12 protein-coding genes are annotated in these 13,846 nt (G+C 62.6%); 3 read left to right on the plus strand and 9 right to left on the minus strand.

All coding sequences use genetic code 11. The features are described from left to right. Nucleotides 1–42: 42 nt before the first annotated feature. Entirely contained in the window at nucleotides 43–1,260 is a 1,218-nt protein-coding gene (locus tag WBQ96_RS12035) for an adenylate/guanylate cyclase domain-containing protein (RefSeq protein WP_336550593.1), read from the plus strand. A gap of 21 nt (nucleotides 1,261–1,281) precedes the next feature. Here WBQ96_RS12035 and WBQ96_RS12040 read toward each other — a convergent pair whose 3' ends face one another. From WBQ96_RS12040 to deoC, 4 genes are all read right to left on the minus strand, one after another. Further along, nucleotides 1,282–2,127, minus strand: a complete 846-nt coding sequence (locus WBQ96_RS12040; RefSeq protein WP_336550592.1) for a fumarylacetoacetate hydrolase family protein — start codon at nucleotides 2,125–2,127, stop codon at nucleotides 1,282–1,284. A 22-nt stretch (nucleotides 2,128–2,149) separates the two neighbouring features. Further along, nucleotides 2,150–2,884: an SDR family oxidoreductase gene (locus tag WBQ96_RS12045; RefSeq protein ID WP_336550591.1), complete on the minus strand. Its 735-nt coding sequence runs from the start codon at nucleotides 2,882–2,884 to the stop codon at nucleotides 2,150–2,152. Nucleotides 2,885–2,998: 114 nt separating this feature from the next. Then, entirely contained in the window at nucleotides 2,999–5,374 is a 2,376-nt protein-coding gene (locus tag WBQ96_RS12050) for an aldehyde dehydrogenase family protein (RefSeq protein ID WP_336550590.1), read from the minus strand. Nucleotides 5,375–5,400: 26 nt separating this feature from the next. Continuing rightward, a complete protein-coding gene (gene deoC / locus WBQ96_RS12055) occupies nucleotides 5,401–6,459 on the minus strand; it encodes a deoxyribose-phosphate aldolase (protein ID WP_336550589.1) in 1,059 nt (352 codons plus the stop codon). Between the two features lie 221 nt (nucleotides 6,460–6,680). On the opposite strand from deoC, the gene WBQ96_RS12060 reads away from it, so the two are divergent. Then, nucleotides 6,681–7,112 (plus strand): Fur family transcriptional regulator, encoded by a 432-nt coding sequence (locus WBQ96_RS12060; protein WP_336550588.1) that lies wholly within the window; start codon nucleotides 6,681–6,683, stop codon nucleotides 7,110–7,112. A 174-nt stretch (nucleotides 7,113–7,286) separates the two neighbouring features. Continuing rightward, nucleotides 7,287–8,708: an NADP-dependent phosphogluconate dehydrogenase gene (gene gndA / locus WBQ96_RS12065; RefSeq protein WP_336550587.1), complete on the plus strand. Its 1,422-nt coding sequence runs from the start codon at nucleotides 7,287–7,289 to the stop codon at nucleotides 8,706–8,708. Between the two features lie 80 nt (nucleotides 8,709–8,788). On the opposite strand, the gene mgrA is transcribed toward gndA, so the two are convergent. Genes mgrA through WBQ96_RS12090 form a run of 5 tightly spaced genes read right to left on the minus strand, consistent with a single transcriptional unit; the run spans nucleotide 8,789 to nucleotide 13,840 of the window. After that, the gene (gene mgrA / locus WBQ96_RS12070; RefSeq protein ID WP_336550586.1) at nucleotides 8,789–9,838 is read right to left on the minus strand and encodes an L-glyceraldehyde 3-phosphate reductase; all 1,050 of its coding nucleotides are present in this window, start codon (nucleotides 9,836–9,838) and stop codon (nucleotides 8,789–8,791) included. Between the two features lie 59 nt (nucleotides 9,839–9,897). After that, the gene (locus WBQ96_RS12075; RefSeq protein WP_336550585.1) at nucleotides 9,898–11,040 is read right to left on the minus strand and encodes a Gfo/Idh/MocA family protein; all 1,143 of its coding nucleotides are present in this window, start codon (nucleotides 11,038–11,040) and stop codon (nucleotides 9,898–9,900) included. 12 nt (nucleotides 11,041–11,052) lie between these two features. After that, complete coding sequence (locus WBQ96_RS12080; RefSeq protein WP_336550584.1) at nucleotides 11,053–11,799, minus strand: sugar phosphate isomerase/epimerase family protein; 747 nt, start codon at nucleotides 11,797–11,799, stop codon at nucleotides 11,053–11,055. Nucleotides 11,800–11,825: 26 nt separating this feature from the next. After that, entirely contained in the window at nucleotides 11,826–12,929 is a 1,104-nt protein-coding gene (locus tag WBQ96_RS12085; RefSeq protein ID WP_442920826.1) for an ABC transporter ATP-binding protein, read from the minus strand. Continuing rightward, nucleotides 12,929–13,840 carry a carbohydrate ABC transporter permease gene (locus WBQ96_RS12090; RefSeq protein ID WP_336550645.1) on the minus strand — a complete coding sequence of 304 codons (912 nt, stop codon included), beginning with the start codon at nucleotides 13,838–13,840 and terminating at the stop codon, nucleotides 12,929–12,931. Before WBQ96_RS12090 ends, WBQ96_RS12085 begins: the two co-directional genes overlap by 1 nt. Between the last annotated feature and the right edge of the window lie 6 nt (nucleotides 13,841–13,846).

Genomic DNA, 13,846 nt, shown 5'->3' on the forward strand with positions numbered 1-13,846 from the left:
GCCGCCGCCGCATCCTGTGGGTGATGAACAGGCCGGATGCCGATGAATGAGGAAAGCCTGAACCACCTTGCAGACTGGATCGTCCAGCGGGGTCTCGCGGGCGATAGCGAGATCGCGCTTCTGCACGGCTTTTGCGATCGATGCGTCGAGGCGGGGCTCGACCTATCCCGCAGCGTCGCTATCGTCGATACGCTGCACCCCGTCTATGAAGGCCGGGCCTTTTTCTGGCGGCGCGACCAGCTGGTTGAAAAGCCGGTCGTCGAATACGGCCCGAGCAATCACGGCGAAGGCCTGGAGGAATGGAAGAAGAGCCCGTTCTATCACCTGCTTCAAAGCGGCGAGAATGAAATGCGGCGGCGGCTCTGCGACGGCGAGACCGAGGGCTTCTCCGTTTTCGGCGAATTGCAGCAGGAAGGCCAGACCGACTACCTGGCCATGGTGCACAGATTCAGCCGCGACTCGGTTATCGGCGAGCTGGACTGCATCCTGTCGCGCTGGACGACGGCGCGCGATGGCGGGTTCAGCGAAGAAGACATCGCAGCGCTCCGGCGTCTGGTTCCGGTACTCTGCCTGGCGATCAAGTCGACATCACTAGCGCGCATCGCCCAGTCGCTTGTGGAGGCCTATCTCGGACGGGATGCCGGCCAGCGTGTCCTGCAAGGCCGGATATCGCGTGGCATCGTTGAAAGGATAAACGCCGTCATCTGGTTTTCCGACATGCAGGGTTATACCGCTTTGTCGGAGAGGATCGATTCCGACCAGCTCATTCCGCTTCTCGACGACTATGCGGAGATCGTCATTACGGCAGTGCAGGGTGCAGGCGGCGACGTGCTGAAGCTGATGGCCGACGGCATACTAGCTATCTTCACCGCCGACGATCCGGCCCATGCCTGCGTTTTTGCACTTCAAGCCGAAGCTGATCTTCGGCTGAGGCTGGAAGCACTCAACAGCCGGCGGTCGGCCGAAAACCAGCCGGTCACCGGCATTTGTCTCGGGCTGCATATCGGCGATGTCTTCTATGGAAACATCGGCAGCAAGGACCGGCTGGACTTCACCGTGGTCGGCCAGGCCGTCAACGAGGCGAGCCGCATCGAGACGATGTGCCGCTCGGCCGGGCGCGGCACGCTCTTTTCTTCGGCGTTTCGCGACACCTTGCCGGAGGCGGAAAAGGCAAAACTCGTCTCGGTCGGACGCTACGCCCTGCGCGGCGTCGGCAAGGCGCAGGAGCTGTTCACACTCGACCCGGAAATCGCCGGCTGACGATTTCCGGTCGGGTTTGGCTCAGGCGTCAGCCTTCACATCCTGCCGCTGCTGCCCAAGGCCTTCGATGCCGAGCTCGACGACGTCGCCGGCCTTGAGGTAGCGCGGCGGCTTCATGCCCATGCCGACGCCGGGCGGCGTGCCGGTCGAGATGATGTCGCCGGGATGCAGCGACATGAACTGGCTGAGATAGGAAACGAGATAGCGCACGCCATAGACCATCGTCTTGGTCGAGCCGTCCTGCACCTTCTCGCCATTGACGGTGAGCCACATTTTCAGGTTCTGCGGGTCCGGCACCTCGTCCTTGGTCACCAGCCATGGCCCGATCGGCCCGAACGTGTCGCAGCTTTTGCCCTTGGTCCACTGGCCGGAACGTTCGGTCTGGAAGGCACGCTCGGAGACGTCATGGGCCGTGCAATAGCCGGCGACATAGTCGAGCGCGTCGGCCTCGGAGACATATTTGGCCTTGCGGCCGATGACGACGCCGAGTTCGACTTCCCAGTCGGTTTTTTCCGAGCCGCGCGGGATCAGCAGATCGTCGTCCGGACCGACAATGGCCGATGTCGCCTTCATGAAGATGATCGGCTCCGGCGGCACAGTGGCGCCGGTCTCGGCGGCGTGGTCGGAATAGTTGAGGCCGATGCAGATGAATTTTCCCGTGCCATGCACGCAGGGGCCGATGCGCGGATTGCCGGTGACCACGGGCAGCGAAGCCGGGTCGATGCGCGCCAGCCGCTCGAGTTCCTTGGGATCGATGGTCTCGCCGCCGAGGTCGGCAATATGCTGTGACAGGTCGCGGATCACGCCATCCGCATCGATCAGGCCCGGGCGCTCGCGTCCCGCTTCTCCATAGCGCAGCAATTTCACGTCAAAACTCCTTCAATGAAAATCAGATCGTCCAGCCGCCATCGATGGCATAGGCCTGGCCGGTGGTGTAGGTGGCGCCGGCAAGATAGACGGCGAGTGCAGCGATTTCATCCGGCGTGCCGAGCCGGCCCATTGGCTGGCGGGCGATGAAGGCGGCCCGCGCCGCCTCATAATCGCCACCGGCGCGCATACGGCTCTCCAGCGACGGGCTTTCCACCGTGCCGGGGCAGATGGCGTTGCAGCGAATGCCCTGGCCGATATGGTCGGCGGCGACTGCCTTGGTCAGCCCGATCACCGCCGCCTTGGTGGTGCCGTAGGCGAAGCGGTTCGGCACGCCCTTTATGCTCGAAGCAACCGACGACATGTTGATGATCGAGCCGCCGCCGCGCTCGATCATGCCGGGCAGCACGGCGCGAATAGTGCGGATCATGGCCCGCACATTGAGGTTGAAAGCGAAGTCGAGATCGCTGTCCTTCATCTCGAGAATTGAGCCCGAATGGACGAAGCCGGCGCAGTTGAACAGAACATCGACCGGGCCGATCTCGGTAAAGGCTTTTTCCACTGCCGCGTCGTCAAGCACGTCGAGTTTTCGCGTCACGATGCCGGTTTCCCGCGTGAGGTCGGCAAGCAGCGTCTCGTTGATATCGGTGGCGGTCACCACTGCGCCTTCGCGCGCAAAGGCAAGCGCAGTCGCCCGGCCGATGCCCTGCGCCGCAGCCGTAATCACCACGCTCTTGCCAGCCAATGTCCCCGTCATGCTTCCTCCCGACGCAAAGCTGGCCCCCTGGCGGACCAGCCCATCAAATTGTTTATTTATCGGTAAAGAACAAGACCAGAAGCGTCAAGCCCGATTGCCGCATGAGAAAACCGCTCAATCGCCATAAGGAACCCAGACATTCTTGACCTCGACGGCGCGGCGCAGGAAGGCATCGCCGGCGACGAGATCGGAGCGCCAGTCGACATTCTTGCCGCCGCTGGTCCAGACGCGCTTGAGGTTGCCGATCGACTCCGCTTCGACCAGCATGCAGGTGTCAGCATCAGCCACGCACCACAGTCCGTCGACATCGTCATGCTTGGCCAGCACCGCCGCCAGTTCGGCATGCTTGCCGGTGACGATGTTGATCGCGCCGCCTGGAACGTCGGAATATTCGATGACCTGATAGAGGTCGGTTGCCAGCAGCGCGTGCTTCTGGCTCGGCACGGCCACCACCGTGTTGCCCATGGCAAGTGCCGGTGCTGCCAACGAGATCAGACCGAGCAGCGGCGCCTCGTCGGGTGCGACGATGCCGATGACGCCGACCGGCTCATGCAGCGCCAGTGTGACGGCGCGAGCGGGCGGCGCATGCACGCGGCCTTCGAATTTGTCGGCCATGCCGGCGAAGGCGAACAGCCGCTCGATCGAAAGCTCGACCTCCTCGCGCGCCGCCTTGGCGGTTGCGCCGGTAAGTTGCACCAGCCGCGCTGCGAATTCGTCCGCGCGGGCGGCGAGATTTTCGGCGAGGAAATAAAGCACCTGGCTGCGGTTGTAGCCGGTGGCCTCGGCCCAGGCCTTGACGCCCCGCGCTGCCGACACCGCATCGCGAATGTCCTTGCGACTGCCGAGCCCGACTTCGCCGGCAAGTTTTCCCTTCTTGTCGGCGACTGCGAGCGAATAATTGCCGTCCGGCCGCACCTGCTTGCCGCCGATGAAAAGCTTGGCCGTGCGGTCGATGCCGATGCCATCGGCTTCCGCGCGCTCGGTGACTTTTTCCGTCACCGCCGGCTTGATCACTGAGCCCAGCGGCAGCTTTGCCGCCAGATATTCGAACATGCCTTCGCGGCCGCCCTCACGGCCGAAACCGCTTTCGCGGTAGCCGCCGAAGCCGCAGGCAGCGTCGAACATGTTGGTGCCGTTGACCCAGACGACGCCCGCCTTAAGCTGCGGTGCCGCATGCAGTGCGAGGTTGATGTTCTCGCTCCACACCGACGCCGCGAGCCCGTAGCGCGTGTTGTTGGCAAGCTCGATCGCTTCCTCCGTCGAGCGGAAGGTCATGGTGGCCAGAACCGGCCCGAACACTTCTTCCTGGGCAAGGATATTAGCCGGCGAAACACCTGTCGCCAGCGTCGGCAGATAAAAGTAGCCGGTCGAAGGCAGCGGGCAGTCCGGCTGCCAGCATTCCGCGCCCTGTTTCGCGCCCTCGGCCACCAGCCCACTCACCCGGTCGAGCTGGGTTTTGTCGACCAGCGGGCCGATATCGGTATTCTTGTCGAGCGGGCTGCCGACGCGCAGCCTGCCCATACGCGTCTTGACCTTGGCGATGAAGGCGTCGGAAATACCCTCCTGCACCAGCAGGCGCGAGCCGGCGCAGCAGACCTGGCCCTGGTTGAACCAAATGCCATCGACCAACCCTTCAACCGCGCTGTCCAGATCGGCATCCTCGAAGACGATGAAGGCCGACTTGCCGCCGAGTTCCAGCGACAGCTTCTTGCCCGACCCGGCGGTCGCCTTGCGGATGATTTTTCCCACTTCCGACGAGCCGGTGAAGGCTATTTTCTGCACGCCGGGATGATTGACGATCGCAGCACCAGCATCCGGCCCGCCGGGCACGATGTTGACGACGCCCTTCGGCACGCCGGCGCGCTCGCAGATTTCGGCGAACAGAATGGCCGTCAGCGGCGTGTATTCGGCTGGCTTCAGCACGACGGTGCAGCCGGCAGCAAGTGCCGGCGCGATCTTCCACGCCAGCATAAGCAGCGGGAAATTCCACGGGATGATCTGGCCGACGACGCCGACCGGCTTGTGATCCGGGAATTCCTTGTCGAGCGACTGCGCCCAGCCGGCATGATGGATGAAATGGCGGATCGCCAGCGGCACGTCGATGTCGCGGCTTTCGCGGATCGGCTTGCCGTTGTCGATCGATTCCAGCACCGCGAACAGCCGCTGGTGGCGCTGCATGGCGCGGCCGATGGCGTAGAGCACCTTGGCTCTGGCATAGCCGGATTGCGCGCTCCATTTTGGCAGCGCCTTGGCGGCGGCGGCGACTGCCACGTCGATATCGGCATCGCCTGCGTCGGAGATTTTGGCCAACAGCTTGCCGGTTGCCGGCTCGCTGGTCTCGAAGGTCTTGCCGCCGGAAGCCGCCTTCCACTCACCGCCGATGAACAGCGCCTTGCTGAAATCGCGGCCAGCAAGCCAGGCGTCGGCCTCGTTACGCGCCTCGGGGGCCGCATCATATTCCATCGCGGCGTAGCGTTCGAGAATGTTCATCGAAAAATCTCCCGAATTCTTTGCCGTCACGCCATCGCGTGGCGATGATTGGCCGAGTAGCGGCCGGTCAGATGGTGCTCGAGCTGGCGCTCGATGTCGGTGAGCAGGCTGGACGCCCCGAAGCGGAAAAGCTCCGGCTCCAGCCATGGCCGGCCAAGCTCTTCCTTCATCAGCACCAGCCAGTCGAGCGAGACTTTCGCGGTAGAGATACCGCCCGCCGGCTTGAAGCCGATGAGATAGCCGGTGTGTTCGAAATAGGCGCGGATCGAGCGCACCATGGCAAGCCCGACGGGCAGCGTGGCGTTGACGCTTTCCTTGCCGGTCGAGGTTTTTACGAAATCCGCACCCGCCATCATCGCCACCATCGAGGCGAGCATGACATTGCGCAAGGTTGCCAGATCGCCGGTGCCGAGAATGACCTTCAAATGCGCCTCGCCGCAGGCGGCACGCATGGCGACGATCTCGTCGTAAAGCCCCTGCCATTTGGCGCCGAACACCAGCCCGCGCGGGATGACCACGTCGATCTCGTCGGCGCCGTCCTTCACCGAGGCCTCGATCTCCTGAAGGCGGGTGGCGAGCGGCGCCAGCCCATGCGGGAAGGCGGTGGAGACGGCGGCGACATGAATGCCGGTGCCCTTAACGGCGTCCACAGCCGTCGCGACGAAGGGGTGGTAAACGCAGACGGCAGCGGGCCGTATCACCGTGTCACCGAGGCCGAGGCCTTCCGCGATATCGCGGCGCAACGGGTTGATCGCCTTGGCGCAGAGCCGGCGCACGCGCTCGTCGGTATCGTTCGAATTCAGCGTGGTCAAGTCCATGCAGGCAATGGAACGCAGGAGCCACGCCGCCTGGTTGTCGGCCTTGATCGAGCGGCGCTTGGTGAGCGAGGCGACGCGGCGCTCCAATGCCGAGCGGTTGACGTTGCGCATCGATTCGAGAAAGCCCAGATCGAGCGCCATGCCGGGGTTGCGGGCAATGCCATGCGTGGCAGGCGTATTGGCGGCAATGCGCGTCGGCAGGGAGGTCACGCTGGAATCCCGCGCCTCTCCTGTGCTGAGACCGGCCTCAAGAAACTTGCTGCTCATCACCTCCCCTTTCACTCCACACTTTTGGCGGAGGATAGCCCGTGAAGTGACGCTTCACGAGTCCTGTCAGCGGTAATAGCGGAGAAAGCACTTCAATGCAGCTAACTTTTGACCGTATGGTCAAAACCATGAGGCTCGCGTGAGGTATCCAACGTCGGCTTTCCGTTGAGAAAGGCTCTTACTTCTTTGCAACTGGGTGTCATCTGGCGCATATTCCGGGCATGGCAAAGCAGAAGAATCAGAAACCAGACTACGAGAAAATGCTGCGCAAGGCAGGGATCAGGATCACCCGCCCGCGCCGCATCATCGTGGAGATATTGACGGCGACGGATGATCACCCCGACGCGCTTGAAATCTTCCGGCGCGCGGCCGCGATCGATACCAGCATCTCGCTGTCGACCGTCTATCGCACGATGAAAGTGCTGGAAGGCCTGGGGGCCATTCACCGCCATGCCTTCGAGGGCGGGCCCTCGCGCTTCGAACAGGCCAGCGGCGAGCATCACGACCATTTGATCGATCTCGACACCGGCGACGTCATCGAATTCAAGTCCGACCGCATCGAGCAATTGCAGAACGAAATCGCCGAGGCGCTGGGCTATGACATCGTCCACCACCGTCTGGAACTCTATGGCCGCAAGCGGCGCGGGCGCTGAACCTTGTCTGTCTGCGAAAGTCACATCGGCGCGACGCCGGGAGCAAACTGCGCTGCCATGCATTATGGCAGGGGCAGACCCGCGCCGTGACGTGTTGACGCGGCCCGCCTGCCGGTCGATCATCGGGATCTAGGTGAGGCACTTCTCAAACCAAAAACAATCCGGGATACAAAAATGGAAAAAGCCGAAATCGGCCTGATTGGCCTTGGCGTCATGGGCTCCAACCTGGCCCTTAATATCGCCGAAAACGGCCACCCGATCGCCGTCTTCAACCGCACCACCAGCCGCACCGGCACATTCTTCGAGGCAGCGGGCGACCTGCGCAAGATGATCGTGCCCTGCACGACGCTGGCCGAACTCGCCGACGCGATCAAACCACCGCGCCCGGTGATCATCATGGTACAGGCCGGCCAGCCGGTGGACGAGCAGATCGCGGCACTGCGCGAGGTGCTTTCGGCGGGCGACATCATCATCGATGCCGGCAACGCCAATTTCCGCGACACGATCCGGCGCTTTTCCGAACTCGAAGGCTCGGGCCTTACCTTCATCGGCATGGGCGTTTCCGGCGGCGAGGAAGGTGCGCGCCATGGCCCTTCGATCATGGTCGGCGGCACGGAAAATTCCTACAAGCGCGTTGAAAAAATCCTCACCGACATTTCGGCGAAATTCGAGGGCGAGCCCTGCGCTGCCTGGCTCGGCACCGGCGGTGCCGGGCATTTCGTGAAAACCATCCACAACGGCATCGAATATGCCGACATGCAGATGATCGCCGAAATCTACGGCGTGCTGCGCGACGGGCTTGGCATGAAGCCCAAGGAAATCGGCGCGGTTTTTGCCGAATGGAACAAGGGCCGGCTGAATTCTTACCTCATCGAAATCACCGCGACCGTTCTTGCTGCTGACGATCTCGATACCGGCAAGCCGACCGTCGAGATGATCCTCGACCGCGCCGGCCAGAAGGGCACCGGCAAATGGTCGGTGATCGAGGCGCAGACGCTCGGCGTTTCGGCAACCGCCATCGAGGCTGCCGTATCGGCCCGCATTCTCTCCTCGCTCAAGGACGAGCGGCTGGCGGCGGAAAAGGCATATGGCACCGGCGGCGTCTCGAAGTTTTCGGGCGACCGCGACAAGGTCCTGCATGACCTGGAACTGGCGCTGTTCGCAGGCAAGATCGCTGCCTATGCGCAAGGTTTCGCGGTGATGGACGCAGCCTCGAAACAGTTCGGCTGGAACCTGCCGATGCCGACCATCGCCAAGATCTGGCGCGCCGGCTGCATCATCCGCTCGCAGTTCCTCGGCACGCTGGCCGAAGCTTTTGAGAAGAGCGGCGCGCTCGCAAACCTGCTGATGGCGCCGGCCTTTATCGAGATGATGAAGGAGGCCCATCCGTCGCTGCGCCGCATCGTGGCGCAGGCAGCCGAAGCCGGCCTGCCGACGCCGGCGCTGTCATCAGCACTTGCCTATTTCGACAGCTATCGCCAGGGACGCGGCACGTCGAACCTGATCCAGGCGCAGCGCGATTACTTTGGCGCGCATGGCTTCGAGCGCATCGATGCGCCCGGCGCGCATCACGGTCCATGGGCGGGTGGCGGCTGAGCCTTCAGGCTCCAGAATGCAAAAGGCGCAGCCGATGATCCGGCTGCGCCTTTTTTGTTTTTCAGCGGCTGCGTCGAAAATTACTTCTTCCGCACAGGCCCCGTGCGTTCGGCAGAGCGGGCCCATAGATTGATGTCGGCCTCGCGGGCGTACTGATCGATCTCGGCAAGCTCGGCATCCGAGAAATCGGGATTCTTCAGCGCGCCGACGCAATCCTCGACCTGCTCCGGCCGGCTGGCGCCGATCAGCGCCGAGGTCACGCGCCCGCCGCGCAGCACCCAGGCCAGCGCCATCTGCGCCAGCGTCTGGCCGCGCTTTTCGGCAATGGCGTTCAGCGCCTTGATGTTGGCGAGCGCCTTGTCGTTGAGGAATTCCTGGCGCAGCGACTTGCCCTGCGCGGCGCGGCTGTCTTCGGGAATGCCCTTCAGATATTTCGTCGTCAGCATGCCCTGCGCCAGCGGCGAGAACACGATCGAGCCGACGCCCAGACCGTCCAGCGTGTCGAGCAGCCCGTCTTCCTCAACCCAGCGGTTGAGCATGGAATAGCTCGGCTGGTGGATGAGGCAAGGCGTGCCGAGCTCGCGCAGGATGGCGGCAGCCTCGCGGGTGCGCTGCGAATTGTAGGACGAGACGCCGACATAGAGCGCCTTGCCCGAACGCACTGCATGGTCCAGCGCCATCATCGTCTCTTCCAGCGGCGTTTCGGGATCGAAGCGGTGCGAATAGAAGATGTCGACATAGTCGAGACCCATGCGCTTGAGGCTCTGGTCGAGGCTTGCCAGCACATATTTGCGGCTGCCCCACTCGCCATATGGCCCCGGCCACATATCGTAGCCGGCCTTGCTGGAGATAATCAGCTCGTCACGCAGGCCGGCGAAGTCGGTGCGCAGGATTTCGCCGAATGCGGTTTCGGCAGAACCGGGCGGCGGGCCGTAATTGTTGGCGAGGTCGAAATGGGTGATGCCGAGGTCGAAGGCCTTGCGGCAGATCGCCTGCTTGGTCTGGTGCGGCGTATCGTTGCCGAAATTGTGCCAGAGCCCGAGCGAGATCGCCGGCAGCTTCAGGCCGGAGCGGCCGCAGCGGTTGTAGCGCATCGTCTCGTAGCGGTTGTCGGCGGGATGCCAGGCCATGATGGGTTCCTCGAAGAATCTGCCGGGAGGGGATTTGGATTTGCCCCATCCCGATAGACCTATTTTGCCTTGGCGAGAAGCGCCTTGGCTTCCTTTATGCCAAGTGCTGCAGGCCGCTCGCAGGTCGTCTGCATATCGACGAACTTGCCGCTGTCGCCCGATTTCAGGATGCCGGTCATGATGTCGACGACATGCAGCGCAAGGTCGAGCGAGCAGCGATGCGGGCGGCCTTCGCGAATGGCGATCGCCATGTCGGCAAGGCCCGCCGTGCGATAATTGGCCATCGGCCCTTGCGAATGGACCTCATTGGCCTTCTGGAAAGGATGGTCCCATTTCGGCAGTTTCTTGGCCGGCTTGCTGCCCTTGGTGTAGCGCAGGTCGCCGCCGAAGAAGTTGGGATCGGGCATGTAGAGCGTGCCGTTCTCGCCGTAGAGTTCCATCGGGGCATGGCCGCTGTGCCAGACATCCCAGCTCGCATTGAAGGTGATCACCGCGCCGTTCTCGAATTCCAGTAGGGCATGGATGGTCGTCGGCGTCGAGACCGGGATTTTTTCGCCGGCGCGCGGCTTGGAACTGATCGTCCGCTCCCTGGCGGGGATCGCGGTCAGTGCGGCCACCCGCTTCACCGGTCCGATGAGTTGGACCAGGTTGGTGATGTAATAAGGCCCGAGATCGAGGATCGGTCCGCCGCCGGGCAGGAAAAAAAAGTCCGGGTTGGGATGCCAATGCTCCATGCCGTGGCTCATGACATGGCAGGTGCCGCTGGTGATCTTGCCGAGCTTGCCGTCGTCGATCATGTGGCGGGCAAGCTGGTGCGAGCCGCCGAAGAAGGTGTCGGGGGCAGAGCCGATGCGCAGCCCCCTCTTTTCCGCCCGCTTCTTGAGGTCGAGCCCTTCCTTGACCGAGAGCACGAAGGGCTTTTCCGAATAGACATGCTTGCCGGCGTCGAGCACCTGTTTCGACACCTCATAGTGGGCCGCAGGAATGGTGAGGTTGACGACGATGTCGATGTCGTCGGCCTTGAGCAGCCCTTCGACAGTTTCGGCGCGCAGCGAGAATTCCTTGGCGCGCGCCTTGGCCGCTTCTTCATTTATGTCGGCGCAGGCGCGCATCTCCATGCCGCGAAACAGCGGCGACAGCTTGAAGTAGGCCTTGGAGATGTTGCCACAGCCGATGACGCCGATCCCGAGTTTCTTTGCCATGATCGTCGTCTCCTAGAAGCTCTTGGCAGCTTCGAGCGAGCGCCGGGCGAAGCGCTCGAAATTGTTCGGATTGTCCTGTTCCATGATGAAGTATTTTGCCGGCGTCCGGTCGCGCAGTACGGAGGTCAGGGCCCTCCAGTCGATCGTGCCGTGGCCGACATCGGACCAGCCGTCCTCGTCCAGTCCCTCGCCGCTGCGGGCAATATCCTTCACATGCACGGCGACGATGCGCGAGCCGTATTTGTCGATCCACGCCATGGGATCGGCGCCGCCGCGAACGATCCAGGCGATGTCGGCTTCCCAGCCGATATCGGGAGCCGCTTCGAGAATATGCGTCAGCGGCACCGAGCCGTCCGGAAGTGCCGCGAATTCGAAATCGTGATTGTGCCAGGCGAAACCGAATCCGGCCTTCTTGGCCTTGTCGCCCACCGCGGCCAGACGCTTGCCGAAAGCCTGCCAGCCTGCCGTATCGGTCGGACGCTGTTCCGCCACCAGATAGGGGCAGACTAGAACCTTCATGCCGAGCGTATTCGCGATTTTTTCCGCGCCGGCGAAATCGTTCTCCAGCATGTCGATGGAAAAATGTCCGGTGGGCATGACAAGGCCGTTCTTGTCGAGTTCGGCACGCAGGCCGGCGGGATCGTCATAGACGCCGCCAAAGCCTTCGACTTCCCGGTAACCGAGCCAGCCAAGCGTTTTGACGACATCGTTCCAGGGCTGAAAATTGCGGGCGCTGTAAAGTTGAAATGACCAGTTCATGCCGATTGTCCGTGTTTGATGGGGGGTTAGATACGGTTTCCGGTGGGAGCGTCGAATAGCGAAGCGCGCGCCGGATCGAAGCCGACGATCACGCGGTCGCCGACTTTCAGGGGCTTTTCCGCCTCGGCGCGGAAGGTGAGATTGCTGCCGCCAAGCTTGGTCCAGACGAGCATGTCGGAGCCCATCGGCTCGATGATGTCGACCTGGATTTCGCGGGAGAAAGGCAAGGCGGTCGCCTGCTCGCCATGGGCTATATGCTCGGGCCGGATGCCGAATATGCAGGCGCCCCCGCCGGCACTGGATTTGTCGAAAGCATAGCGGTCGAGTGGCACCGAAACGCCGTCTGCCTTGAAGTGCGGCTTCTCGCCGCCTTCGAGTTGGCCGCTTATGAAATTCATGCTCGGAGAACCAAGGAAATCGGCGACGAAGCGATTGACCGGACGATTGTATATCGCCTGCGGCGCGTCAAGCTGCTGGATGACACCGCCCTTCATCACGGCGATGCGGTCGGCGAGCGTCAGCGCCTCGATCTGGTCGTGGGTAACATAGATCATGGTGTTGGCGAGCCGCTGGTGCAGGCGTTTGATCTCGACGCGCAGTTCCGAGCGCAGCTTGGCATCGAGATTGGACAGGGGCTCGTCGAACAGGAAGACATCGACGTCGCGCACCAGCGCCCGGCCGATGGCGACACGCTGGCGCTGGCCGCCGGAGAGTGCGGAAGGCTTTCGCTTCAGCAACGGCTCGATCTGCAATATCTCGGACGCACGCGCGATGCGCTTGGCGATCTCGTCCTTTGGCAGTCCGGCCGTCTTCAGGCCGAACGAAAGATTTCCCTCGACAGTCATCTGCGGGTAGAGCGCATAGGACTGGAACACCATGCCGATGCCGCGGTCCTTCGGCTCTTCCCAGGTGACGTTCTTGCCGTTGATGAAGATCTGGCCGTCAGAAATATCGAGCAGGCCGGCGATGCAATTGAGCAAGGTCGACTTGCCGCAACCGGACGGCCCGAGCAGAACCAGGAATTCGCCTTCGGCGATGTCGAGGTTCAGCGCCTGAAGCACCTGCACGTTGCCGAAATTGAGCGACAGATCCTTGATCGAGACGCTGGGCTTGCCTGCCGCCATAACCATCAACCCTTGACCGCGCCAGCGGCGATGCCGCGCACGAACAGCTTGCCGGAAGCGAAGTAGACGATCAGCGGCACAAGGCCGGTCAGGATGGTTGCGGCCATGTTGACGTTGTACTCCTTCACGCCTTGCACTGAATTGACGATGTTGTTGAGCTGCACGGTCATCGGGTAGGTGTCCGGCCGCGTGTAGACGACGCCGAAGAGAAAATCGTTCCAGATGCCGGTGACCTGCAGGATGATCGCGACGACGAAGATCGGCAGCGACATCGGCAGCATGATCCGCAGATATATGCCCCAGAAGCCGGCGCCATCGACGCGGGCTGCCTTGAACAGCTCTTCGGGAACGGAGGTAAAGTAATTGCGGAAAAGCAGCGTCAGGATCGGCATGCCGAAGATGGAATGAACGATGACGAGACCCCACAGGCTGCCATAGAGGCCGATTTCCCTGAGCAGTATGACGATCGGGTAGATCATCACCTGATAGGGGATGAAGGCGCCGACGATGAGGATGGTGAAGAAGAGATCGGCGCCCTTGAAGCGCCAGTTGGCGAGCGCGTAGCCGTTGATCGAGGCGAGCGCGATCGACAGGATTACCGACGGCACGGTGATGCGCACCGAGTTCCAGAAGCCGCGCGAAAGGCCGTCGCAATTTAGGCCGGTGCAGGCCTGCGACCAGGCCTTTACCCAGGGCTCGAAAGTGATCTCCACCGGCGGCGAGAAGATGTTGCCGAGGCGGATTTCCGGCATGCCCTTCAGCGACGTTACGACCATCACATAGAGCGGCAGCAGGTAATAGACCGCCACCACGATGAGCGTGCCGTAGAGAAAGATGTTGCGGCGGGAAAAGGTTTTTCGCGGCTTTGCTCCGCGCGGCCCGGTCTCGGTCTGCGATGCGGTTGCAGCGGGCGCCATGCCGAG

The organism is Mesorhizobium sp. CCNWLY176, from assembly GCF_037153935.1.
GTDB classification, from domain to species: domain Bacteria; phylum Pseudomonadota; class Alphaproteobacteria; order Rhizobiales; family Rhizobiaceae; genus Mesorhizobium_M; species Mesorhizobium_M zhangyense.